Annotated in this window: 21 protein-coding genes; 11 read left to right on the plus strand and 10 right to left on the minus strand. The window is 69.6% G+C overall.

Annotated features, from left to right (window positions below; genetic code table 11):
* From A5648_RS11185 to A5648_RS11200, 4 genes are all read left to right on the plus strand, one after another.
* Positions 1 to 379, plus strand: a 379-nt coding sequence (locus A5648_RS11185; RefSeq protein ID WP_267887808.1) for an acyl-CoA dehydrogenase family protein, incomplete at its 5' end; no start/stop codon positions are given.
* Between the two features lie 44 nt (positions 380 to 423).
* Positions 424 to 1,551 (plus strand): aminotransferase class V-fold PLP-dependent enzyme, encoded by a 1,128-nt coding sequence (locus A5648_RS11190; RefSeq protein ID WP_065024606.1) that lies wholly within the window; start codon positions 424 to 426, stop codon positions 1,549 to 1,551.
* A 28-nt stretch (positions 1,552 to 1,579) separates the two neighbouring features.
* Positions 1,580 to 3,670: a phosphate acetyltransferase gene (gene pta, locus A5648_RS11195; protein ID WP_065024607.1), complete on the plus strand. Its 2,091-nt coding sequence runs from the start codon at positions 1,580 to 1,582 to the stop codon at positions 3,668 to 3,670.
* On the plus strand, positions 3,667 to 4,815 hold the full coding sequence (locus A5648_RS11200) for an acetate kinase (RefSeq protein ID WP_065024608.1): 1,149 nt from the start codon (positions 3,667 to 3,669) through the stop codon (positions 4,813 to 4,815). The genes pta and A5648_RS11200 overlap by 4 nt, the downstream gene beginning before the upstream one ends.
* A gap of 8 nt (positions 4,816 to 4,823) precedes the next feature.
* On the opposite strand, the gene A5648_RS24030 is transcribed toward A5648_RS11200, so the two are convergent.
* A complete protein-coding gene (locus tag A5648_RS24030; RefSeq protein ID WP_165607333.1) occupies positions 4,824 to 4,979 on the minus strand; it encodes a DUF6131 family protein in 156 nt (51 codons plus the stop codon).
* A gap of 2 nt (positions 4,980 to 4,981) precedes the next feature.
* On the minus strand, positions 4,982 to 5,230 hold the full coding sequence (locus A5648_RS11205; protein ID WP_065024609.1) for a hypothetical protein: 249 nt from the start codon (positions 5,228 to 5,230) through the stop codon (positions 4,982 to 4,984).
* A gap of 170 nt (positions 5,231 to 5,400) precedes the next feature.
* Here A5648_RS11205 and pstS point away from each other — a divergent pair, with 170 nt between their 5' ends.
* The 4 genes from pstS (at position 5,401) to A5648_RS11225 (ending at position 11,204) form a co-directional block, all read left to right on the plus strand.
* Positions 5,401 to 6,519, plus strand: a complete 1,119-nt coding sequence (pstS, locus tag A5648_RS11210; protein ID WP_065024610.1) for a phosphate ABC transporter substrate-binding protein PstS — start codon at positions 5,401 to 5,403, stop codon at positions 6,517 to 6,519.
* 94 nt (positions 6,520 to 6,613) lie between these two features.
* Positions 6,614 to 8,533, plus strand: coding sequence for a serine/threonine-protein kinase PknD (locus tag A5648_RS11215; RefSeq protein ID WP_065024611.1), 1,920 nt, complete (start codon positions 6,614 to 6,616; stop codon positions 8,531 to 8,533).
* A 6-nt stretch (positions 8,534 to 8,539) separates the two neighbouring features.
* Positions 8,540 to 10,465 carry a serine/threonine-protein kinase PknD gene (locus A5648_RS11220; protein ID WP_065024612.1) on the plus strand — a complete coding sequence of 642 codons (1,926 nt, stop codon included), beginning with the start codon at positions 8,540 to 8,542 and terminating at the stop codon, positions 10,463 to 10,465.
* Positions 10,466 to 10,559: 94 nt separating this feature from the next.
* Positions 10,560 to 11,204 (plus strand): cation transporter, encoded by a 645-nt coding sequence (locus tag A5648_RS11225; RefSeq protein WP_065024613.1) that lies wholly within the window; start codon positions 10,560 to 10,562, stop codon positions 11,202 to 11,204.
* 75 nt (positions 11,205 to 11,279) lie between these two features.
* Here A5648_RS11225 and ctpC read toward each other — a convergent pair whose 3' ends face one another.
* From ctpC to A5648_RS11245, 4 genes are all read right to left on the minus strand, one after another.
* Positions 11,280 to 13,430: a manganese-exporting P-type ATPase CtpC gene (ctpC, locus tag A5648_RS11230; protein WP_109470766.1), complete on the minus strand. Its 2,151-nt coding sequence runs from the start codon at positions 13,428 to 13,430 to the stop codon at positions 11,280 to 11,282.
* 53 nt (positions 13,431 to 13,483) lie between these two features.
* Positions 13,484 to 13,765 (minus strand): DUF1490 family protein, encoded by a 282-nt coding sequence (locus A5648_RS11235; protein ID WP_065024615.1) that lies wholly within the window; start codon positions 13,763 to 13,765, stop codon positions 13,484 to 13,486.
* A 175-nt stretch (positions 13,766 to 13,940) separates the two neighbouring features.
* Positions 13,941 to 14,633 carry a TIGR03089 family protein gene (locus A5648_RS11240; protein ID WP_065024667.1) on the minus strand — a complete coding sequence of 231 codons (693 nt, stop codon included), beginning with the start codon at positions 14,631 to 14,633 and terminating at the stop codon, positions 13,941 to 13,943.
* A gap of 43 nt (positions 14,634 to 14,676) precedes the next feature.
* Positions 14,677 to 16,146 (minus strand): LCP family protein, encoded by a 1,470-nt coding sequence (locus tag A5648_RS11245; protein WP_065024616.1) that lies wholly within the window; start codon positions 16,144 to 16,146, stop codon positions 14,677 to 14,679.
* A gap of 91 nt (positions 16,147 to 16,237) precedes the next feature.
* Here A5648_RS11245 and rfbD point away from each other — a divergent pair, with 91 nt between their 5' ends.
* From rfbD to A5648_RS11260, 3 genes are read left to right on the plus strand one after another with little or no spacing between them, the layout of a single operon-like run.
* Positions 16,238 to 17,107, plus strand: a complete 870-nt coding sequence (rfbD, locus tag A5648_RS11250; protein ID WP_065024617.1) for a dTDP-4-dehydrorhamnose reductase — start codon at positions 16,238 to 16,240, stop codon at positions 17,105 to 17,107.
* 10 nt (positions 17,108 to 17,117) lie between these two features.
* The gene (locus A5648_RS11255) at positions 17,118 to 17,996 is read left to right on the plus strand and encodes a glycosyltransferase family 2 protein (protein ID WP_065024668.1); all 879 of its coding nucleotides are present in this window, start codon (positions 17,118 to 17,120) and stop codon (positions 17,994 to 17,996) included.
* Positions 17,993 to 19,066: a sugar phosphate nucleotidyltransferase gene (locus A5648_RS11260; protein ID WP_065024618.1), complete on the plus strand. Its 1,074-nt coding sequence runs from the start codon at positions 17,993 to 17,995 to the stop codon at positions 19,064 to 19,066. The genes A5648_RS11255 and A5648_RS11260 overlap by 4 nt, the downstream gene beginning before the upstream one ends.
* A 1-nt stretch (position 19,067) precedes the next feature.
* Here A5648_RS11260 and A5648_RS11265 read toward each other — a convergent pair whose 3' ends face one another.
* The 4 genes from A5648_RS11265 to cofD form a co-directional block, all read right to left on the minus strand.
* Complete coding sequence (locus A5648_RS11265; RefSeq protein WP_065024619.1) at positions 19,068 to 20,276, minus strand: NAD(P)/FAD-dependent oxidoreductase; 1,209 nt, start codon at positions 20,274 to 20,276, stop codon at positions 19,068 to 19,070.
* 162 nt (positions 20,277 to 20,438) lie between these two features.
* Positions 20,439 to 20,978, minus strand: coding sequence for an NUDIX hydrolase (locus A5648_RS11270; RefSeq protein ID WP_065024620.1), 540 nt, complete (start codon positions 20,976 to 20,978; stop codon positions 20,439 to 20,441).
* Positions 20,975 to 22,324, minus strand: coding sequence for a coenzyme F420-0:L-glutamate ligase (locus tag A5648_RS11275; protein ID WP_065024621.1), 1,350 nt, complete (start codon positions 22,322 to 22,324; stop codon positions 20,975 to 20,977). Before A5648_RS11275 ends, A5648_RS11270 begins: the two co-directional genes overlap by 4 nt.
* Complete coding sequence (gene cofD, locus A5648_RS11280; RefSeq protein ID WP_065024622.1) at positions 22,321 to 23,319, minus strand: 2-phospho-L-lactate transferase; 999 nt, start codon at positions 23,317 to 23,319, stop codon at positions 22,321 to 22,323. Before cofD ends, A5648_RS11275 begins: the two co-directional genes overlap by 4 nt.
* Between the last annotated feature and the right edge of the window lie 260 nt (positions 23,320 to 23,579).

Genomic DNA, 23,579 nt, shown 5'->3' on the forward strand with positions numbered 1-23,579 from the left:
GGGCGCCCTGGACGCGGCGATCGAATACACCAAGGACCGCAAGCAGTTCGGCAAGAACATCAGCACCTTCCAGGGTGTGCAGTTCATGCTCGCCGACATGGCGATGAAGCTGGAGGCGGCGCGGCTGATGGTCTACTCGGCCGCGGCGCGCGCCGAGCGCGGTGAGACCGAGCTGGGCTTCATCTCCGCGGCGTCGAAGTGCTTCGCCTCCGATGTGGCCATGGAGGTCACCACCGATGCCGTGCAGTTGTTCGGCGGGGCCGGCTACACCACCGACTTCCCCGTCGAGCGGATGATGCGCGACGCCAAGATCACCCAGATCTACGAGGGCACCAACCAGATCCAGCGCGTCGTCATGAGCCGCCACCTGCTGCGCTGAACCGCGGCTCGATGACATCGCGGCTCGTCGACTAGGAGAGCTTCATGCCAGGACTGCTGCCCGAGGTGGACCCCGACGGCTTGCTGGAGTACTCCGTCGTCTACACCGACCGGGCACTCAACCACATGTCCGAACGCTTCCAGAACGTCATGAACGACGTCTCGGCCACGCTGCGCGAGGTCTACCACGCCGACGCGGCAATCGTGGTGCCCGGCAACGGAACCTGCGGCATGGAAGCCGTCGCGCGCCAGTTCGCCAACGATGCCGAGGTACTCGTCGTCCGCAACGGGTTCTTCAGCTACCGGTGGAGCCAAATTTTGGAGGCCGGCCGCATCACCGACCGCGTCACGGTGCTCAAAGCGCGCCCGACGGGCGACGGCGACCAGGCGCCCTGGGCGCCGGCGCCCATCGACGAGGTCGAGGAGGCGATCGCGCGGACCCGGCCGGCGATAGTGTGCGTCCCGCACGTGGAAACCGCCAGTGGAATCCTGTTGCCCGACGACTACCTGGCGCGCGTCGGCGCGGCGACCACGGCGGTGGGCGGCCTGTTCGTACTGGACTGCATCGCCTCCGGCGTGGTCTGGGCCGATATGGCCGCACTCGGGGTCGACGTCTTGGTGACCGCGCCGCAGAAGGACTGGAGCGCCGAGCCGGGCTGCGCCATGGTCTGCCTGTCCAACCGGGCGCTCGAGGTCATGGACCGCACGCAAAGCACCAGCTTCGCGCTGGATCTGAAGAAGTGGCGCGAGATCATGGCGACCTACGAGAACGGTGGCCACGCCTACCACGCGACCATGCCGACCGGTGTCATCAGCAGTCTGCGCGACGCCATGACCGAGACCCGCGAGCGTGGTTTCGGCGCGGTGTGTGAGCAACAATTCACCTTGGGCCGCAAGGTGCGCGCGCTGCTGGCCGAACACGGCTTCCCCAGCGTGGCCGCAGCGGGATTCGAAGCACCCGGCGTGGTGGTCAGCTACACCACCGATCCCGAAATCCGCACCGGTAGAAAATTTTTGGCACAGGGACTTCAGACCGCGGCTGGAGTGCCGCTGCAATGCGACGAACCGCCGACGTTTAGCACCTTCCGGCTGGGCCTGTTCGGTCTGGACAAACTGGCCGACATCGAGGGAACGGTGGCGCGCCTGCGCTCGGCGATCGATCGGATCGGCTGAGCTCGCTCTGGTCTAGGTTGAAAACACCATGACCGAAGCTGAACCGGCTCGCGCGTCGAGCATCTATCTGGCCGCCGCCGAGGGAGGCACCGGCAAAACCGTGATCGCGCTGGGCCTGCTGCACCTGCTGGCCGCTTCGTCGGCGCGGGTCGGGGTGTTCCGGCCGATCGTCCGGTCGCTCGATGAGCCTGACGACCAACTCGAACTGCTGCTCGCACACGCCACCGCCAAGCTCGACGACCACCGCGGCTGCCGAGGCGTGACCTATCAGCAGGTCTACGCCGACCGGGAAACCGCGCTGAGTGAGATCGTCGCGCGTTTCCACGAAGTCGCCCGGCAATGCGACGCGGTACTGGTGGTCGGCAGCGACTTCACCGACGTCGTCAACCCGAGCGAGTTGAGCTTCAATGCCCGCGTCGCGGTCAACCTGGGCGCACCGCTGGTCCTGGCGGTCAACGGCCACAACCGCGACCCGCGAGCGATCTCCGAGATCACCGCGCGCTGTCTGACCGATGTGGCCTCGGTGCATGCCCGGCCGGTCGCGGTGATCGCCAACCGCTGCGACCCCGGCCTGCTGGCGGAGGTCACCCAGGCGATGGCCGACATCGGCGTGCCGGCGTTCGCGGTTCCGGAAGTGCCGTTGCTGTCCGCGCCGACGATGGCGGAACTCTGCACTTCCCTGGGCGGCACCGTCTACAGCGGCGACCCGGAGCTGATGCGCCGAGAGGCGCTCAGCGTGATGGTGGGCGGGATGACAGCCGAGAATATCCTGGAGCGCCTGACCGAGGGGCAGGTGGTGATCGTGCCGGCCGACCGCTCTGACGTCCTGCTGGCACTGCTGAACGCTCATGAAGCGCAAGGGTTCCCGTCGCTGTCGGGGATCATCCTCAACGGTGGCCTGCTGCCGCACCCGGCCATCGACAAACTGGTCAAGGGGATGCGGCCCAAGCTGCCGCTGATCGCCACCGGCCACCGCACCTACGACACCGCCGAGCAGGTGTCGCACACCGGGTCCCGGATCACCGTCGACTCGCTGCGCAAGATCGACACTGCGCTGTCGGTGATGGCCGCCCACGTCGACGGTGCGGAGTTCGCCGAACGGGTCCGGGTGCCGGCCTCGACGGTGGTGACGCCGCAGATGTTCGAGTACCGGCTGCTGGAAAGGGCCCGGTCCGACCGGCGCCATATCGTGCTCCCGGAAGCCTCCGATGACCGGATCCTGTTGGCGGCAGGGCGGTTACTGTCTCGCGGCATCGTCGACCTGACCCTGCTCGGGGTCGAGGATGTGGTACGCAGGCGCGGCGCCGAACTCGGGGTGGACCTGGGCGCTGCGCACGTGGTCGACCCGAGCACCAGCGGCCTGCTGGAGTCCTTCGGCGCCGAATACACCCGGCTGCGCGCACACAAGGGGATGACCGAGGAGCGCGCTCGCGAGATCATGCGCGACATCTCCTATTTCGGCACCATGATGGTGCAGCTGGGGATCGCCGACGGGATGGTGTCGGGTGCCGCGCACACCACTGCGCACACCATCCGTCCGGCGTTCGAGATCATCCGCACCGCGCCCGGGGTGTCGACGGTGTCCAGTGTGTTCCTGATGTGCCTGTCGGATCGGGTGCTGGCCTACGGCGACTGCGCGGTGGTCCCCGATCCGACGGTCGAGCAACTGGCCGACATCGCCATCTCCTCGGCGGCCACCGCGGAGGCGTTCGGTATCGAACCCCGGGTGGCGCTGCTGTCGTACTCGACCGGCGAGTCCGGTTCCGGGGCGGGTGTCGAAAAGGTGCGCTCCGCAACGCAACTGGTGCATGAGCGGCGCCCCGACCTGCTCGCCGACGGGCCGATCCAGTACGACGCCGCCGTCGATGAGACGGTGGCGGCCGCCAAGATGCCCGACTCGCCGGTCGCCGGGCGGGCCACGGTGCTGGTGTTCCCGGACCTGAACACCGGAAACAACACCTACAAGGCGGTGCAGCGCAGCGCTGGAGCGGTGGCGATCGGGCCGGTGCTGCAGGGCTTGGCCAAACCGGTCAACGACCTGTCCCGGGGCGCACTGGTCGACGACATCGTCTACACCGTCGCGATCACCGCGATCCAGGCGCAAGGTGTCGGCTCGTGAGCAACCCCGGCCTGGTGCTGGTACTCAACTCCGGCTCGTCGTCGATCAAGTACCAGCTCGTCGATCCCGGCGCCGGAACCGCGGTGGTCTCCGGCCTCGTGGAGCAGATCGGCGAGGCGGACGGACCGGTCGTCGATCACGCCGCAGGGCTGCGACTGATCCATCGGCGGCTCACCGATTCCGGGGTCGATCTGGCCGCCGTGCGCGCGGTGGGGCATCGCGTGGTGCACGGCGGCAGCCGGTTCTTCACGCCCACGCTGATCACCGACGCGGTGGTGGCCGAGGTGCAACGGCTCGCCGAATTGGCGCCGCTGCACAACCCGGCCAACGTGATCGGGATCAAGTTGGCCCGCAAGGATTTTCCCGATGTTCCGCACGTGGCGGTGTTCGACACCGGCTTCTTCCATTCGTTGCCGTCCGCGGCCGCCACTTACGCGATCGATCACGGCGTCGCCACCCGATACGGCATCCGCCGCTACGGATTCCACGGCACCTCCCACGAATATGTCTCCGCGGAGACGGCCGCGGCCCTGGGGCGCGACCCGGCCGAGCTGAACACCATCGTGTTGCACCTGGGCAACGGCGCCTCGGCGTCGGCGGTGCGCGGTGGAGTGGCGGTCGAGACGTCGATGGGGCTGACCCCGCTCGAGGGGCTGGTGATGGGCACCCGCAGCGGCGACCTCGACCCCGGCGTGCTGTTTCACCTCAACCGGACCGCCGGGATGGGGGTCGAGCAGCTCGACGAGTTGCTGAACCGCCGCTCCGGACTGAAAGGACTCAGTGGGGTCAACGACTTTCGTGAGTTGCTGGAGCAGCGGGCGGCCGGGGGAGCCTCAGGCGAGGCGGCCGGGCTGGCCTATGACGTCTACATCCATCGGCTGCGCAAGTACGTCGGCGCCTACCTGGCAGTGCTCGGCCGGGTCGACGCGATCGCCTTCACCGCCGGGGTGGGGGAGAACGTGCCCGACGTGCGTGAGGACGCCCTGGCGGGTCTGGACGGGCTGGGCATCGCCGTCGACCCGCACCGCAACCGCTCCGGCACGGGCGCGCGGATCATCTCGACCGACGCCTCGCGCACCACCGTCATGGTGGTACCCACCAACGAGGAGCTGGCGATCGCCCGCGCCGCCTGGGAATTCGTGTAGTCGAGCGGTCAGTACCAATAACGTCGGCCGCCGACCGGACGCCCGACGGACCCCAAGATCCACAGGATCGCGCCGATCACCAGCAGGACGATGCCGATGCTCCACAGGATCTGGATCCCGAATACGAAGCCGAGTATGAGCAGAAGAACTCCCAGGACGATCATGGCTACTCCATTCCTATGAGGTGTTCGATGCCGCCGCCGGGAAGTGAGCTGGGCTGCGGCAGCTGACATTGCGACACTTGAGGATTGACGCCGCCGTAGTTCAGCGGCCCGGCGAGCACGGTCAGTGCGATGGTGCCCGCTGATCGGCACGTGGGTTCGGCATTTTCCAGATAGCCGCGCTGCCACACCGCGATCGCCCCGATCAGCAACCAGATGAACACCACCGTGCCGAGTACATTGCCCAATCGCATCGTGGCCTCCGTTTTCGGTTGCGCCCCCGAGGTGGGAGCGACGATACCGCCGCAAAGCTTGTCGCGGACCCGGATTGGCTCGCGGACCGCAGTCGTCCTTGTGAAATACCCCGACGGAGCCGTCTCCAACCAACACCCCGCTCGCCTCGGGCGGAGTACAGTGATGAGCTGTGAAAATCGGCCGAGGGACCGTGTTTCTGACTCTGCTCACTGTTGGCGCACTGACAGTTTCGGGCTGCGGCGGAAACTCCGGTGAGTCGGGTTCGGCGGCCGACGCCTCGTCGTCGGTCGACTGCGGCGGAAAGCCGGAATTGCACGCCAGCGGCTCCACCGCCCAGGAGAACGCGATCGAGCAATTCGTCTACGCCTACATCCGGGCGTGCCCGGGCCACACCTTGGACTACAACGCCAACGGGTCGGGCGCCGGGGTGGACGACTTCATCGGCAACCAGACCGATCTCGCCGGATCGGACGTGGCGCTGGACGCCGCCAAAAGCCAGCCGGAACGCGCGGCGGAGCGGTGCGGTTCGCCGGCCTGGAACCTGCCGATCGTGTTCGGCCCGATCGCGGTGACCTATCACATCAGCGGGGTCAACGCGCTGACTCTGGACGGCCCCACGCTGGCGAAGATCTTCAACGGCACAATCGGCAGTTGGGACAATCCGGCGATCAAGGCGCTCAACGCGGGCGTAGCGCTGCCCTCGATGCCCATCCATGTGGTCTACCGCAGCGACAAGTCGGGCACCACCGCCAATTTCCAGAAGTATCTCGATGGTGCCTCCGACGGCGCGTGGAACGGGGGAACCGGCGAGATGTTCAACGGCGGCGTCGGTGACGGAGCCGCCGGAAACAACGGCACCTCGGCGGCGCTGCAGAACACCGACGGTTCGATCACCTACAACGAGTGGTCGTTCGCGGTCGGCAAGCAGCTGCCGATGGCGCAGATCATCACCTCGGCGGGCCCCAAACCGGTGTCCATCTCCGCCGACTCGGTCGGCAAGACGATCGCCGGCGCGAAATTCGCGTCGCCGTCCGGGCAGCCCAATGACCTGGTGCTGGACACGTCGTCGTTCTACAAGCCGACCGAGGCGGGCGCCTACCCGATCGTGCTGGCGACCTACGAGATCGTCTGCTCGAAATACCCCGACGACGCCACCGGGGCGGCCGTCAAGGCGTTCATGCAGGCTGCCATCGGCCCTGGCCAGGACGGGCTGGATCAGTACGGCTCCATACCGCTGCCGGATTCCTTCAAATCGAAGCTACTGACGGCGGTGAACGCCATCTCGTGACCATTTGCGGGGGTGACGCCGGTTAGGCTGGTGGGCAGTCTTTCGCCGCAGATCGCGGCACGGGGGTGCTGGTGAGGCGAAGGGAGCGACGTCGGTGAACAACACCGAGCCGGGTTCGCGGGCCGGGTCGCGGTTCGGCCCCTACCGGCTTGAGCGTTTGCTGGGTCACGGCGTCGTGGGTGAGGTCTACCGGGCCGAGGACACCCGCAGCGACGAGATGGTGGCGCTGAAGCTGATCTCCGAGGCGTTCTCCGGCGACGAGGCGTTCCGCAGCCGGCTGGAAGACGAGGCTGAAGCCGCCGGTCAGCTCATCGAACCCCACGTGGTGCCGATCCGGGCCTACGGCGAGATCGACGACGTGCTCTACCTCGAGACCGGCCTGATCGACGGCACCGACCTGGCCACGTTATTGGCGGAGGACGGCCCGTTGAGTCCCCCGCGGGCGGTGGCCATCGTGCGGCAGATCGCCGCGGCGCTGGATGCCGCCCACGACGCCGACGTCACCCATCGCGACGTCAAGCCCGACAACATCCTGGTCACCGGGGACGATCTGGCCCACCTGATGGACTTCGGGGTGGCTGCGGCCATCGGGGCTCCGGGGATGCCGGCAGATCCGGCGACCGGCACCGTGCGCTACATGGCGCCGGAGCGCCTGACCGGCGAGCAGGTGACCCACCTTGCCGACATCTATTCGCTGGCCGGTGTGCTGGCCGAGTGCCTGAGCGGAGTGCCGGCGTTCTCGGCCGGCACCGTCGACGACGCGGTCGAAGAACGCCGGACGGCGGCGCCGCCGCAACCCAGCAAGCTGCGCCCGGGACGTGTCCCGGCCGCCATCGACGACGTGCTGGCCCGCGGGTTGGCCCGCAAGCCCGAGGACCGCTACAGCAGCGCCGGCGAGCTGGCCGCGGCCGCCTACCAGGCGCTGACCGAGGCCGAACGCCACCAGGTGGCCAGAATCCTGCGGCGCGGCGAGCCCGCCCTGCACCTGCCGGGCGGGCTGGAAGCAGAGACCCGCCCCGAACCCCGAACCGGAGCCTGGGGCGATACCGCCCCGCAGCCGGTGGCGTTCCCGGTGTCCCCGCTGCTGCGCGCCGAGACCCCGGCTAAGCCCTCCTTGCCCACCCCGTCTCGGCGCGGACGGCTGCCGCGCAAGCCGGTCCTGCTGGCGGCGGCTGCGCTCGCCGCGGTCGCGGTGGTGGCCGGCGTCGGCCACCTGGTGAGTCGTCCCTCGTCGGCGTCGGCGGTGGCGTCGCCCCCGCAGGAGGTGCTGTCCTTCACCGATCTGAACTACCGGCTCTCCCCGGCCGGGGTGGCGCTGGATGGCGACGGCAACGTCTATGTCACCAGCGAAGGCATGCAGGGCCGGGTGGTGAAACTGGCGGCCGGCTCGGATGCCACCGCGGTGCTGCCATTCAGTGATCACTATCAGCCGCGCGGGCTGGCGGTCGACGGCGACGGCAATGTGTACTTCTCCGACGTCAACAACCGGGTGGTCAAGCTGGGTTCCGACTCGCACACGGTGTTGCCGTTCGCCGGCCTGGACGATCCCGACGGGGTGGCGGTCGATTCTGACGGCAACGTCTACGTCGCCGACCGCGGCAGCGATCTGGTGTTGCGGCTCGAGTCCGGCTCGAACGTCCAGACCGTGCTGCCGTTCGTCGGCCTCCACAAGCCCGTCGGGGTGGCGGTGGATTCAGCCGGCAACGTCTATGTCACCGACACCGGCAACAACCGGGTGCTCAAGTTGGCGGCCGCCGGAGACGAGCAGGTGGTGCTGCCGTTCGCCGGGATCGTCTCACCGTGGGGTATCGCGGTGGACGACGGCGGCGACGTCTACGTCACCGAGCGCAGCCGCAACAAGGTGGTCAAACTGTCAGCCGGGGCAGCGATCCCGGAGGTGTTGCCGTTCACCGGTCTCAACGCGCCGCTGGACGTCGCCGTCGACAAGCACGGCAACGTCTACGTCGCCGACCGCGGCAACGATCGGGTGGTGATGGTGGAGGAGAACCGATGAGGACCGGTGCATAACGGCGGCCCAGGCTCGCGTGCCGGTTCCCAGTTCGGGCACTACCGGCTGATACGACTGCTGGGCAGCGGCGGGATGGGCGAGGTCTACGAGGCCGAGGACGTCCGCAAGCGCCGCATGGTCGCGGTGAAGCTGATTTCGCCGCAGCTCTCCGACGACCCGGTTCTGCACGCGCGTCTGCAGCGCGAGGCCGACACGGCCGGGCGGCTCACCGAACCGCACGTGGTGCCGATCCACGATTACGGCGAGATCGATGGCCAGTTCTACGTGGAGATGCGCCTGATCCAGGGTCAGTCGCTGCGCGCGCTGCTGCATCGCCACGGCCCGCTCAGCCCGGCCCGGACGGTGGCGGTGATGCGTCAGGTCGCGGCTGCCCTGGACGCGGCGCATGCCGCGGGGATCATGCACCGCGACGTCAAGCCGGAGAACATCCTGGTGACCGACGAAGATTTCGCCTACCTGGTGGATTTCGGCATCGCCCGCGCGGCCACCGACCCCGGCCTGACCCAGATCGGGACCGCGGTGGGCACCTATAACTACATGGCCCCGGAACGGTTCACCGGCGGCGATGTCACCTATCGGGCCGACATCTACTCGCTGGCCTGCGTGCTCGGTGAGTGCCTGACCGGCGCGCCGCCGTATCGGGCCGACAGCATCGAGCGAATGATCGCCGCGCATCTGACCGAACCCGCCCCGCGCCCCAGCGCGCAGGTCGCCGGTGTTCCGCCCGCCTTCGACCAGGTGATCGCCCGCGGGATGGCCAAACGGCCCGAGGACCGCTATCGCAGTGCCGGCGAGCTGGCGGTGGCTGCGCACGCGGCGCTCACCGGCCCGCAGCAGGACCAGGCGGCCACCATTCTGCGGCACGGCGAAGAGGCCGCCTTCAACACCGGGACGGTGGCGGCGCCGGTCGCTCCGTCCTCTCCGGGGGCTCAGGTCACCGGCTGGCGCAGCCAGCCCGCACCGCCACCCCCGACGGCGCGCCGGCCACCGGCGTATGTGCCGCCGCCGGCATCACCGGCGTTCGGGCGGGCACCTTCCGGCCCCGGCTCCCGGCGCTGGGCGCTGCTCGGCGCCGCGGCCGTGGCGCTGCTGGTGGTGGGCATCATCGGCTACCTGATCGCCCGCCCGTCGCACCCGTCGACGGCGGCGCCGCCCGGGCAGAGCGAGCTGCAGTTCTCCGGCATCAACTTCCGGCTCTCGCCGAGCGGGGTGGCGCTGGACTCCGACGGCAACGTCTATGTGGCCAGCCAGGGCATGTACGGCCGGGTGGTCAAGCTGGCGGCCGGATCCCGCGCGGCGACCGTGCTGCCGTTCAGCGGCCTCTACCAACCGCAGGGCGTGACGGTCGACAAGGACGGCACCGTCTACGTCTCGGACTTCAACAACCGGGTGGTGAAGTTAACGGCCGGCTCGAACGACCAGGTGGTGCTGCCGTTCAACGGGCTGAGCTACCCCGAGGGCCTGGCGGTGGACTCCGGCGGCAACGTCTATGTCGCAGACCGCGGCAACGACCGGGTGGTCGAGCTGGCGTCCGGGTCGAACAGCCAGACGGTGTTGCCCTTCAGCGGACTCAACAATCCCGACGGGGTGGCGGTGGACGGCTCGGGCACCGTCTACGTCACCGACACCGACAACAACCGGGTGCTCAAACTGGCGGCCGGCTCCACCGACCAGGTGGTGCTGCCGTTCACCGGGGTCGCGGTGCCGTGGGGCATCACCGTCGACTCCGCCGCCAATGTCTATGTCACCGAACACGACGGCAACAAGGTGCTCAAGCTCCCGGCCGGGGCGACCAGCCCGAGCCCGCTGGGCTTCACCGGGCTCAACACCCCGCTGGACGTCGCGGTCGGCAAGGACAACACGGTCTATGTGGCCGACCGCGGCAACGACCGGGTGGCGCGGCTCGCTCCGGGCTGAGCCGCGCTGACCACGCTCCGCGGGCGGTAGCATTTCCTGCGTGGACAGTGGGATCGGGAGCCCCGAATCAGTGGGCGTCGTCGATGCCTGTGCCGTGCCCCATGTTCACCCCCATCCGGTGCAGCCGGTGCTTGACGCCGGCTGGCACCGCGCCGCGGACTGGGCTCGCCGGCTCGCCTGGGTCAGCCTGGTGGTGGTGGGGTTCGAAGGCGTGCTGGGCCTGTGGCAGGGCCTGGCGGCCGGCTCGATCGCGCTGACCGGCTGGGCGCTGGGCGCCATTCCCGAGGCGATGGCCGGGGCCATCGTGATCTGGCGGTTCACCGGCGCCCGTACGCTGTCGCCGACGGCCGAGCGGCGCGCCCAGATCGGGGTGGCGGTGTCGTTCTGGATCAACGCCCCCTACATCGCCGCCGAATCGGTGCGCCACCTGGTGGGTGACCACCGCAGCGAGAGCAGCGTCATCGGGATCGCGCTCACCGCGGTGGCGGTGCTGGTGATGCCGATTCTGGGCCGCGCGCAGCGCCGGCTCGGCACCCGGCTGGGCTCGGCGGCCACCGTCGGCGAGGGCGTGCAGAACTACCTGTGTGCGATCCAGGCCGCCGCGGTGCTGGTCGGGTTGACGCTCACCACCCAGTGGGCGGGCGGATGGTGGCTGGACCCGCTGATCGGTCTGGCGGTGGCCGCGGTGTCGGTGTGGCAGGGCGTCCGGTCCTGGCGCGGCGAGGGTTGTGGCTGTTAGCCGCTGCTAGGCAAAGTCCCGACTGCCCTGGAGCTGGTGGTGTTGCTCGACAGGGACAGTCGGGACGGACACAGATTACGCCCCGGCGGGGGCGGATGCCATCGGTTCGGCGTCCAGTCGGTAGCGGATCAGCCGCGAACTGTTGGCGACCACGGCCACCGACGACGCGTTGTGCAGAATCGCCGCCAGCACCGGTGACAGCGCACCGCCGGCGCCGATCAGCAGGCCGGCAGCGTTGACCGCGATCGACATGCCGTAGTTCTGCCGGATCACCTCGACGGCCCGGCTGCCCAGGTCGCGGACGTCCAGCAGCCGCCGCAGGTCGTCGTTGGCCAGGGCGACATCGGCGGTCTCGACCGCCACATCGGTGCCCGCCAGGCCCATCGCGATGCCCATGTCGGCGGCGGCCAGCGCGGGAGCGTCATTGACGCCGTCACCGACCATGCCCACCACGTAGCCCTCGTCCTGCAGGTCGCGGACCACCTGCAGCTTGTCTTCGGGGAGCACCTCGGCGCGCCATTCGGCGATGCCGAGCTCGGCGGCCACCGCCGCCGCGGTCTCCGGGTGATCGCCGGTTAGCATCACGATGCGGCGAATACCCTTGGCGCGCAACTGCTCAAGCACCTCGTGTGCCTCCGGGCGCACCTCGTCGCGCAGGCTGATCAACCCCACCAGGGTCCCGTCGACCGCCAGCAGCAAGGGGGTCTCGGCCTGGGCGCGCAACTTGGTGACCCAGTCCGCCGCCTTCTTGGAGATGCGGACCTTCTCGGCGCGCAGCAGGTTCGGGCTGCCCAGCAGCAAGGTCCGTCCATCGGCCCAGGTGCGGATGCCGAGCCCGACCAGAACTTCACACTCTTCGTGCGGTGGGATGCTGATGTGGCGTTCCTCGGTGGAGCGGATCACCGCCTCGGCCAACGGGTGCCGCGAGTGCAGCTCCGAGCTGGCGGCGTAGGCGAGCACCTGTTCGGGCTGCCAATCCTTATGGAGAGCAACGATATTGGTCACCACCGGGCGGCCGACGGTGAGCGTGCCGGTCTTGTCGAACACAATGGCGTCCACCCGGCCGGCCTGCTCGAGATGCGAGCCGCCCTTGATCAGGATGCCGCGCCGGGCGCCGTTGCCAATAGCCGCGCTGATCGCCGTCGGAGTGGCCAGCCCGACCGCGCACGGGCAGGCGATCAGCAGCATGGTCATCGCCCGGCGGACATCGCCGGTGACCAGCAGGGTGAACGCCGACAGGATGAACGATGCCGGTACGAATCGGCGGGAGAAGTTCTCGCCGACGGTCTGGATCGGAGCGCGGTCGTGTTGGGCCTCCTCGACGCGGCTGATGATCCGGCCGATCACGGTCTGGCTGCCGACCGCGGTGGCGCGCACCACGACTCGGCCGCGCACCACCACCGATCCGGCGTGCACGCGTGCCCCGGCGATCACGCTGACCGGCAGAGTCTCGCCGGTGATCGCGGACTGGTCGACGATGGCCTCGCCGTCGATGATCTCGCCGTCGACCGGGATCGCGACGTGGTCGTGGACGATCACCTCGTCGCCGAGCTGCACCGTGTCGATCGGTACCTGGACTTCGGTGTATTCCGGGCTTTCCGGGGGACCTTGGCCTAACCGCACCCAGGCGGTGTCTTGGCTGCCGCGCAGCAGATCCGAGATCGCGCGGCGGGTCCGGCGCAGCGTCAGATCTTGCAGATACTCGCCGATGTTGAGCAGCCACAGCACGGTGAGCGCGACCACGTTCTCCCGCAGCACCAGGCTGGCGATGGTCGCGGCGGTCACCAGGGCATCGGTGCCGGCCTTGCCGGAGCGGATCGAGCGCAGCGCACCGCGCAGGAACGGATAGCCCATGAACACCGTCGCCCCGGTGGCGACCAGCTGACCGCTCGGTCCCAGCAGCGGCGGCCGGGCGAAGACGTAGCGGCGCACGCCCAGCAGCGCCAGCGCCGCACCGCCGATCACCATGCGCAGCACGTCGGTGTTGCGGATGTCCGCCGAGCGCGGGGTGCGGGCCGGGATCAGCTCGGCGGCGACGCCGGCCGCCTCGCGGATCGCCGCCAGGATTTCCGCGGTATCGCACCGTTTGGGGGAGTACCACACCACCACCGCGCCGGTGCGCGGATAGGCGTGCACGGTGCGCACCCCGTTGACCCGGCCGGCTGTCTCCTCGACCGCCACCGCGCGCCGCGAGTCGCTGCGGACCCAGGGCACCCGCACCCGCATCCGGCCGGCGGCGTCGGAGACGACGACCAGTTCATCGACGGCGTGGGTCACGATCAGTGGTCGTGGTCGTGTGCGACGGCCGCAGCAGGCGGTGTCGCCTCTTCACCGATGCGTTCGCGGGCCTCGGCGACCACGTCGGCCACCTTGAGGCGCGCCGACTCGGCGACCTCCTCGGCCCGCCGGGTGCCGCGCAGGCTCCATTCGGTCGCGGTCACCGCGGCCTGATGCAGCGGAGCCTTTTCCAGCGCCTTGCGAGCCAGCTCGTAGGCACTGACCCCGACCAGCCCGGTGAACACCGTTCCGGCCGCCTTCGCCAGCAGTCCCTGTACCGCCATGAGTCATCCCCTCCGTGGGTCGTCCGTCTTAACCAGCGAGGGTATCAGCATATAAGCATTTCTGCATATATCGCGGTGTCGGCACGGTCCGACGTGGCAAACGTGCCGAGTGTGCGGTGTCGTCGCGGCACGCCGGCGCGCGTGTACCGAACCGCACACTCGACGGCTAGGTCGCCTAATCCAGCGTCCGGGTGACCTTCTCGCTGTCCCGGCGGCGTTGCTGCGCGGCCGGATCCGGATTGGCGACCTGCACCAAGGACGCGCCGACGGCGAACACCGCCAGCATGTTCTCGATCAGCTCCGCGGGTGTCGCCCAGGCGTTGGCCGACCACACCCGATCCGATGACGTCAAAGACATTGCGGCCGCGGATTTCTCGCAGAGGGCCAACACCTCGTCGGCGGATGATCCCTCCAGCGCCGGGCCGGGGCGCGGCTCCGGGTCGATCTGGTCGCCGTGCACCCGCACCGCCGTGGCGTAGTCGGTGACGCCCACCGGCAGGTCCGGGGCCGGGCGCCCGAACGGGTCCAGCGACAGCACCACCACCTCGCCGCCGGTGGTGGCTACCGCCGCGTCGGCCTCGTCGAGCCGGTCGGCGGTGCACAGGGCGATGTCGGCGTCGCCGTTCGGTGTGTCCAGCAGCACTTCGGCCCCGACCCACCAGGCGCCGAGCAGCACCGCCGCCGTCTGCCAGTGCGCGGGCAACAACACCGCAATACGACTGCCGGTGCCGGCGCCGAGCTCGTCGCGTAGCAGGTTGCCGGTCTTGGCCGCCCAGTTCGCCAGCGTCGCCGCGGACAGTTCGATGCGCTCGGCGGAGGCGTCGTCGTAATAGGTGATCCGTGGCCCCACCGGGTCGGCACGCATCATCGGATCGAGGATCGCCGAGGCAAGGTTGATCACCGCACCGACGCTAGTTCACGCACTGCGGGTCGTTGGAACCCGCGGTCAGAATCGGTGACGGAGCGGGGATTTCGGACAGCTGCCCGGCGTCGGCACCCGAGTAGCCGGCCATTTCGGCGCGGTCCCCGGCGCCCAGGCCCGATCCGGGACCGGTGTAGTCGTTGGCCAGTAAGACGCGTACCGCCCCGGCGGGCACCGCCTCGTTGGAGACCACCGGCAACCCGCCCAGATCCCGGGCCACCGCCTGCGCACCGGGGTCGTCGGTGTTGGCGGCCTGCACCTGGCTGGTCGTTACCCGGGCTGCCTCGTTGTTGCCGACCGACCCGGTGCCGAATCCCTTGGCGTTCAGCACGCTTGAGACCGCTGCGGCCAAGCCGTTGATGTCGGTGTCGTTGTACACGCTGGCGGTGGTGTGCTCGGGGTCGTAGGCACGTTGGTCGGCTTTGCCCTCGTCGGTGTCGTGCAGCAGTCCGTCCACCCAGTCGGCCACCTGCTGCGGGTCGACGCGCACCACGCTCTGCATGCCGTCGTCGCTCCAGCCGGACTCTTCGAGCACCGGGATAGTGGCGAAGGCCACCTTGCCGGCCGCCAGATCCTGCAGCTTGGTGATGAAATCCATCACGTCCCAACCCTCTGACAGCACGACCGAGCGCTGGACCGCCGCCTGCAGTCGGGTCAGGGTGCCCGGACTGGACAGCGTCTTGCCGGAGATCACCTGGTGGGCCAGCGCCGCCATCACCGCCTGCTGGCGACGGACCCGGTCCAGGTCGCCGTGCGGGAGTTCATGGCGCTGGCGCACGAAACTCAGCGCCTGGGCGCCGTCGAGCCGCTGCCAGCCGGCCGGGAAGTCCGCGCCGGAGAGCTCTTCGTACACCGGTTCCTTGAGGCAGACGTTGACGCCGCCAAGCGCGTCGGTGATCAGCGAGAACCCGAGCAGGCCGACCTCGGCGTAGTGGTCGACGGTGACCCCGGTCAGGTCGGCCACCGTCTTGATCAGGGCCTCCCGACCGGCCTGGGTGCCGCGGGCCTGGGCCTGCACCGGATCCATGCCGGTTGCCACCAGGGCGTCGGCGGTCTCGAGCCGGGTGGCGCCGTAGACGCCGTTGATCTTGGTCTTGTCCAGCCCGGGCGCCGCCACGTAGGAGTCGCGGGGGATCGAGATCGCGGTCGCCGACTTCCCGTTGTTGGGGATGCGGACCAGGATGATCGTGTCGGTGTTGGTGGCGTCGTCGTCGCCGACTCGCAGCGCCGCGAGTTCTTCGGGGGTCAGCGGGTTGCCGTGGGCGTCGGTGCGGCTGTCCATTCCGACCAGCAGGATGTCGACCGCGCCGTCGGCTCCGCCTTTGCCCAGCGCCAGCGACGCCACGTGGAAGATGCCGTCCTCGAAGGACCGCACCCGACTCCAGGCCACCCCGGTGCCGAGGACGACGGCGACGGCTGCCACGGTCGCGATCACACGAATCACACGTTGCGCAGGCATCACTTGAGGCTACTTGTGTAACTGCTGTATCGGCGGTAGCTGCGGTCGGCGTGCCAGACTCGGCTGGAGCCGCCGCATAAGCTCGGCGGTTATGACTTCTGGGCAGCGGATCGTGATCACCGGGGCCGGCGGCCAGGTCGGCAGCTTTCTGGCAGTGCGCGCCGCCGAGAGCGGCCACGACGTGCTCGCGCTGTCCTCGGCGCAGTGCGACATCACCGACCCGGCCGCCGTCGGCGCCGTCGACCTGCGCCCCGGTGATGTGCTGGTCAACTGCGCGGCCTACACCGCCGTCGACGCCGCCGAGGACGATGCCGAACGTGCTCATGCCGTCAACGCGGCCGGCCCTGGCCACCTGGCGGTCGCCTGCGCCCGGGCCGGGGCGCGACTGATCCACATCTCCACCGACTACGTCTTCGACGGCGACTTCGGCGGCGCCCCGCCGCGCCCGTACGAGCCGGGGGAGGCGACCCGGCCGCTGTCCGTCTATGGCCGCACCAAGCTGGACGGCGAGAACGCGGTGCTGGCGGCGTCGCCGGAGGCGCTGGTGGTGCGCACTGCCTGGGTCTACACCGGCGCCGCCGGCGGGTCGGACTTCGTCGCCGTGATGCGGGATAAGGCCGCAGGCTCCGGTGCGGTGGAGGTGGTCGACGACCAGGTCGGCTCACCGACCTTTGTCGGCGACCTGGCCGATGCGCTGCTGGCCTTGGCGCGGGCGTGGCCCGCGGCGCGTGTGCTGCACGCGGCCAACGGCGGTGCGGCCAGCCGCTACGAGCAGGCCCGCGCGGTGTTCACCGCGCTGGGCGCCGACCCGCAGCGGGTGGCACCGGTCAGCAGCGCCGCGCGGCCCCGTCCGGCGGCTCGGCCCGCGTACTCGGCGTTGTCGGGCGTCGAATCGGCACGAGCCGGCCTGGCGCCGCTGCGCCCATGGCGCGATGCGCTGGCCGCGGCACTGGCCAGATAACCTCTACGCCGTGAGTGAGGCCTTGCCGGTGGTGACGGTGACGTATTCGCCGGGTTGGCATCTGGACCGCTTCCTGGCGTCGCTGTCGTTGGCGACCGATCGCCCGGTGCAGGTGGTGATGGCCGACAACGGATCTACCGACGGCGCGCCGCAGGAAGCCGTGCAGCGCTACCCGGACGCGCAGCTGTTCGAGACCGGGGCCAACCTCGGCTACGGCGGCGCGGTCAACAGCGCGGTGGCCCTGCTCGGCGACCGGGGCAGTGAATTCCTCATCGTGGCCAACCCCGACGTGCAGTGGGGCCCGGGCAGCATCGACGCCCTGCTGGAGGCGGCCGCCCGGTGGCCGCACGCGGCGACGCTGGGCCCGCTGATCCGCGAGCCCGACGGCTCGGTGTACCCCTCGGCGCGCCACCTGCCGAGCCTGATCCGCGGCGGCATGCACGCCGTCGTCGGCCCGATTTGGCCGAACAACCCGTGGTCGCGGGCCTACCGCCAAGAACGCCTGGAACCCAGCGAGCGCCCGGTGGGATGGCTGTCCGGCGCCTGCCTGCTGGTGCGCCGCGCCGCGTTCGATCAGATCGGCGGCTTCGACGAGCGCTACTTCCTCTACATGGAAGACGTCGACCTGGGCGACCGGCTGGGCAAGGCCGGCTGGCTCAACGTCTACGTGCCGTCTGCGGAGGTGCTGCACCAGAAGGGCCACGCCACCGGCAAGGATCCGGCGGCCAACCTGGCGGCGCACCACCGCAGCACCTACACCTACCTCGCCGACCGGCACCCCGGTTGGTGGCGCGCGCCACTGCGCTGGACCATGCGCGGGGCGCTTGCGGTGCGCTCCGGCCTGGCCGTGCGCAGCGCCCGGCGCAAGCTGACGAAAGGACGTCCGTGACGCTTCAGCAAGTCGATGCCGTGCTGTTGGTGGGCGGCAAGGGCACCCGGCTGCGGCCACTGACGCTGTCGGCGCCCAAGCCGATGCTGCCCACTGCGGGGCTGCCGTTCCTGACCCACCTGCTGTCGCGGATCGCGGCGGCCGGCATCGAACACGTGATCCTCAGCACGTCCTACAAGCCGGAGGTGTTCTCCGCGGAGTTCGGCGACGGATCCGCGCTGGGCCTGCAGATCGACTACGTGACCGAAGACGAGCCGCTGGGCACCGGCGGCGGCATCGCCAACGTGGCGGCCAAACTGCGCCACGACACCGCGATGGTGTTCAACGGCGACGTGCTCTCCGGGGCCGACCTGGGCGAGCTGTACGCCTATCACCGCGAGCATGCCGCCGACGCGACCCTGCACCTGGTGCGGGTCGGCGACCCGCGCGCGTTCGGCTGTGTGCCCACCGACGACGGCCGGGTCACCGCATTTTTGGAGAAGACCGAGGACCCGCCGACCGACCAGATCAACGCCGGCTGTTATGTGCTGTCCCGCAACGTGATCGACCGTATTCCGCGGGGCCGGGCGGTCTCGGTGGAGCGCGAGGTGTTCCCGGCGCTGCTGTCCGACGGCGTGAAAGTCTGCGGCTACGTCGACACCAGCTACTGGCGTGACATGGGCACCCCGGAGGACTTCGTGCGCGGCTCGGCGGATCTGGTGCGCGGCATCGCGCCGTCGCCGGCATTGGGCGGTCAGCGCGGCGAGTCGCTGGTGCACGACGGTGCCGCGGTGGCGCCGGGTGCGGTGCTGATCGGCGGCACGGTCGTCGGTCGCGGCGCCGAGATCGGCCCGGGCGCCCGGCTGGACGGCGCGGTGATCTTCGACGGGGTCAAAGTCGAGGCCGGCTGCGTGATCGAGCGCTCGATCATCGGGTTCGGCGCCCGCATCGGGCCGCGGGCGCTGATCCGCGACGGGGTGATCGGCGACGGCGCCGACATCGGGGCGCGCTGCGAGCTGCTGCGCGGGGCGCGGGTGTGGCCGGGAGTGTCGATCCCGGACTGCGGGATTCGGTACTCCAGCGACATCTGAGCTACCCGAGCTCGGGGCGGTCTTGCAGCCATGGTGTGGCAGCGGCCAGCAGCGCTGCGCGATCGCCGTTGCGCGGCGGGTAGATCCGGCGGGTGTTGATCGTCTGCTTGGTGGCCTTGGCCTCCGCGCCACACGCCACCACCTGACGGTCCCAGCCTTCGGTGTACACCGCCCCGGCTGGTCCCAGGTCGAGAACCGTGACATACCAGGGGATCCGCAGCTTCAGCATCGGCTCGTCGAATAGATCGCTGATGACGTTGTAGCCGGCGTAGCGTCCCATCGGTCGACCGTGTTGACACGACATCACCGAGAGATGTTCGTCGTCCATCTGCGCGGCGGCCACGTCGCCGGCCGCGAACACCGACGGAACCCCGACGACCCGTAACTGGTCGTCGACTGGAATCCGGCCGAACCGGTCACGGGACACTGGCAGTTGCGCGGTCAGTGCGCTGGCCCGCATCCCGGCGCACCAGACGACCGTCGCGGCCGGCACCACCTCACCGGAGGACAACGTCACGCCATGCTCGCCGATGGCTGTCACCGTGACGCCGGTTCGGGTCTGAATACCGATGCCGGACAAGGCCGCCTCGATGACCGGGCGAGCCGATGACCCCATATCGGAGCCGACGTGGTCGTTGTGGTCGATCAGCACGACCTGGGGCGTGACCTCGGCGCCGACGATCGCGGCGAGTCTGCCGGGCAGCTCGCAGGCCGTCTCAAGCCCGGTCAACCCGGCGCCCACCACGACGGCAGTGGCCGCCTGGGCGGGATTCGGTCCCCGCCGGCCCAGGCCGCGCAAGTGCTTCGCGAGCGCCATGGCGCCGCCGTAGGTGTCGACGTCGAAGCCGAACTGCGCCAAGCCGGGGACGTCTGGTTTGACTACCTGGCTTCCTGATGCCAACACCAGTCGGTCGTAGGGGTACGTGGCTCCGGTCGCCGTGGTGACGCTGTCGGTGGCAGTGTCGATCCCTGTGACCTCAGCGGTGACGTGCCCAACGCCAGCCGGCTCGAGCAGATCCTCCAGTGCGATACGACAATCGCGTAGGTCAGCCTCGTAGTTGCGTACCCGGATATCGTGGAACGGGTTGGCGCTCAACACGGTAATCTCCACCGCTCCCGCTGGAAGGGCGAGTTCGTCAATGCGGCGGGCAGCACCCAGGGCGGCCCATAACCCGGCAAAGCCGGAGCCGACGACGATAACCCGTTTCACCGGCCGCAATTTACTCCTTGAAGCGGTTTATCTTGGCGTACACGGTGAACCCGGTGGTGTGCGGCCCCGATGACCGCGAATCGCGTACTCGCGTCGCCGGGTGGCCAACGGCAGGTCGAAGGTCAAGCAGATGCCTGCCTGAAGGTAGTCGGTGGCCCTGACTCAGCGCCGATTTCGCGCCGCACCAACCAGATACCGCAGCGCGTCGTCGGCATCGGATGGCAGCGCGTCGACCGGCCACCAGCGCAGGTCCACCGACTCGTCACTGATCCCGATCTGCGCGCCGGCCGGTGCGTACGCCACGAATTGCAGGTCCAGATGCCGGGTCGGCACCCCCAGCGAGCAGGTCACCGGGTGCACGTGCACCGCCGCCAGTTGAGGGTCCAGCCGCAGCCTGGCGATGCCGGATTCCTCGGTCGCCTCGCGCAGTGCGGCGCCGACGATATCGGCGTCGGTGTCCTCGCAGTGCCCGCCCAGTTGCACCCAGCGGCCGACCCGCGGGTGCAGCGTCAGCAGTACCCGCTTGCCGGTGTCGTCGAGCACCAGCGCCGAGGCGGTGATATGGCCGGGAACGCATTCGCGCGCACAAGCGTCGGCGCGGGCATCAAGAAACGCCAGAACCGCGTGTCGCAGCGCGTCCTGCGCGAAATCCGGTGCTGCCCAGGCTCGCAGTGTCGCGACCGCGGAGGCGTGCGTGCTCACCGGCGCACCAGCAGGTCATCGACCGGAGCCGGCGAACGGGGCTCGGCCGGCTCCGAAGGGTAGCCGATTGCGATGGCGCCCAACGGCTCCCAGTCCGGCGGCAGATCCAGTTCGGCGCGCACCAGTTCCGGAGTGAAGATGGTCGAACCGATCCAGCAACTGCCCACGCCGCGCACCGCCAGCGCCACCAACAGCGCCTGCACTGCGGCGCCGACCGCTACGGTGAACATGGTGCGCTCGGCGGCGGTGCGGGCCGCGTCGGGGTAGGAATGGGCACCGTCGGGAACCATTACCGGGATGACGACTTCGGGTGCGTCGTAGAGGATCCGGCCGCGCGAGACCCGGGTCTGGATCGCCTCGGGAGACTTGCCGTCGCCGGCCAGGTCGGCGCGCCACTGCTGTGCCATCGCGTCGAGCAGCCGGGTGCGCACGCCCGGGGTCTGCAGCCAGACGAACCGCGCCGGCCGGGTGTGGTGCGGCGCCGGGGCGGTCAACGCCTCGGCCATGGCGTCGGTGACCAGATCGGCGGGTACCGGTTCGCCGGAGAACGTGCGCACCGACCGGCGCAGCAGCTGGGCTTGGCGGCGCCCGGTCTCGATGGCCTCGGCGGTGCCCAGCCAGAACAGGTCGTCGGAGCCGGAGCGCACCAGCGAGGCTGCGGTGGAACCGTCGTCGGGACTGGCCACTCCGCGTACCACCGCTACCGGAACATCGGTGAGCTTGCCCTTGACCAGGTCGGCGGCCGCGGCCAGTTCGTCGGCGACCGCCACTTCGGTGACGAACAATTCGTTGCCGTGCCGGTCGACGGCACCGGCGTAGCTGTTGAGGACGCTTAGGCCGGACGACCCGATCGCGACGTCGATCTGCCCGTTGCGCCAGGCGCGGCCCATCGTGTCGGTGATCAGCACCGCCACGTCCACGCCGAGCCGCTCGGCCAGGCCGGTGCGCAACGCGGCGGCGCTTCCGTCGGGATCGACCGGCAGCAGTGCGAGTTCGTCGGAGCCGACGTTGGAGCCGTCCACGCCCGCGGCGGCTTGCACCAGGCCGAGCCGATTCTCGGTGATCCAGGTGCGGCCCTTGCGGGCCAGCACCCGCACCGCCTCGGCCTCGACCAGCTGGCGGCGCAGGGCATCTCGCGCTTCGGCGTCATGCGGCGCCGGCACGATACGGCCTTCGCACTTGGACACCACCTTGCTGGTGACGACCACGATGTCGCCGTCGGCCAGCCATGGTGCGCCGTGTGCCAGCGCGGCCGCCAGGTCATCGCCCGGCCGGAATTCCGCCAGGCCGGTGACGGGGAGGATCTCGACCTTGGCGGCGCTGCCGTGTTCTGCCCGCCCTGTTATAGCGACACCCCCGCTAACTCCAGCCCGGCGCGCACCATCTGGGCCGTCGCGGCCGGATCGGTCATCAGCAGCGGGGCGGAACGCACCGTCACACCGGGCAGCTCGGCGTCCTCGCCCTCGTGCACCAGCCAGTAGTCCAGGATCCCGGTTCCGCTGCGGGCACCGTAGTGGGCGCCCACCGCCTGCGAGGTGGAATCCAGGCCGATCACGCTCAAGCAGGTGTCAGCCATGCCGCGCAACGGTTTCCCGGCGATGATCGGCGAATAGCCGACGATCGGAGCCTGGGTAGACCGCAGTGCGGCGCGGATGCCCGGGACGGCAAGAATGGCGCCGATGCTCACCACCGGGTTGGACGGAGCCAGTAGCACGATGTCGGCTTCGGCGATGGCCTCGGTGACTTCGGCTGTCGCGCTGGCCTTCTCGCTGCCGACGAAGCCGAATCCGTGGGTGGGGACGTCGGCCCGGTATCGTACCCACCACTCCTGGAAGTGGATGGCACGCTGAGAGTCGTCGGCGGGATCGGTGATCACGACATGGGTTTCGCAGCTGTCGTTGGTTACCGGCAGCAGCCTCGCGCCCGGCTGCCAGCGCTCGCACAATGCCGCGGTCACTTCGGTCAGCGGATAGCCGGCGCGTAGCGCCTGGGTGCGGACCAGGTGGGTGGCCAGGTCGCGGTCGCCCAGACCGAACCAGTCCGGCTGCATGCCGTAACGGGCCAACTCCTCCATCGCGTGCCAGGTTTCGTCGCGGTGACCCCAGCCGCGCTCCGGGTCCACGCCGCCGCCCAGGGTGTACATGCAGGTGTCCAGATCCGGGCAGATGCGCACCCCGTGCATCCAGGCATCGTCACCGACGTTGACGACCGCGGTCAGTGCGTGCGCGGCGCTCTCGCCGTCAACGGAGCCACCGCCGAACTGGCCCAGGCCCAGCAGTTTCTGCACGCCGAGCAGGAACCGGGCACCGCCGACCCCGCCGACCAGAACCGTGACCTTCACAGCGCACGACAGTACCTTTGGTGTGGATGCGGCCGGTGTGGCGGTGCGTCCCAGCGACCCTCGCAAGACACGCCGTAGGGCCGGTGTGGGCTAGACGACACGGACTCGCCGGTCTCGGACACGTCCGAAATCGGTCACGGGATGGTAAGGAATTTGGCCATTCGGCTTGACCGGGCCAAGCAACCCGTGTCTAATCACATCAGTGTCATTTCCCGGTTGGCCAGCCGATTCCGGTGTCGCAGACCGAGATTCGATCACAT

It is taken from the genome of Mycolicibacter sinensis, from assembly GCF_001673565.1.
GTDB lineage: Bacteria > Actinomycetota > Actinomycetes > Mycobacteriales > Mycobacteriaceae > Mycobacterium > Mycobacterium sinense_C.

Excerpts from the sequence above, each read along its gene's own strand:
- A5648_RS11245 (WP_065024616.1), bottom strand. The coding sequence starts at position 16,146 with ATGCCTGCGCAACGTGTGATTCGTGTGATCGCGACCGTGGCAGCCGTC.
- A5648_RS11235 (WP_065024615.1), bottom strand. The coding sequence starts at position 13,765 with ATGGCGGTACAGGGACTGCTGGCGAAGGCGGCCGGAACGGTGTTCACC.
- A5648_RS24030 (WP_165607333.1), bottom strand. The coding sequence starts at position 4,979 with ATGATCGTCCTGGGAGTTCTTCTGCTCATACTCGGCTTCGTATTCGGG.
- A5648_RS11205 (WP_065024609.1), bottom strand. The coding sequence starts at position 5,230 with ATGCGATTGGGCAATGTACTCGGCACGGTGGTGTTCATCTGGTTGCTG.
- A5648_RS11190 (WP_065024606.1), top strand. The coding sequence starts at position 424 with ATGCCAGGACTGCTGCCCGAGGTGGACCCCGACGGCTTGCTGGAGTAC.
- rfbD (WP_065024617.1), top strand. The coding sequence starts at position 16,238 with ATGACTTCTGGGCAGCGGATCGTGATCACCGGGGCCGGCGGCCAGGTC.
- A5648_RS11240 (WP_065024667.1), bottom strand. The coding sequence starts at position 14,633 with ATGATGCGTGCCGACCCGGTGGGGCCACGGATCACCTATTACGACGAC.
- ctpC (WP_109470766.1), bottom strand. The coding sequence starts at position 13,430 with ATGCGGGTGCGGGTGCCCTGGGTCCGCAGCGACTCGCGGCGCGCGGTG.
- pta (WP_065024607.1), top strand. The coding sequence starts at position 1,580 with ATGACCGAAGCTGAACCGGCTCGCGCGTCGAGCATCTATCTGGCCGCC.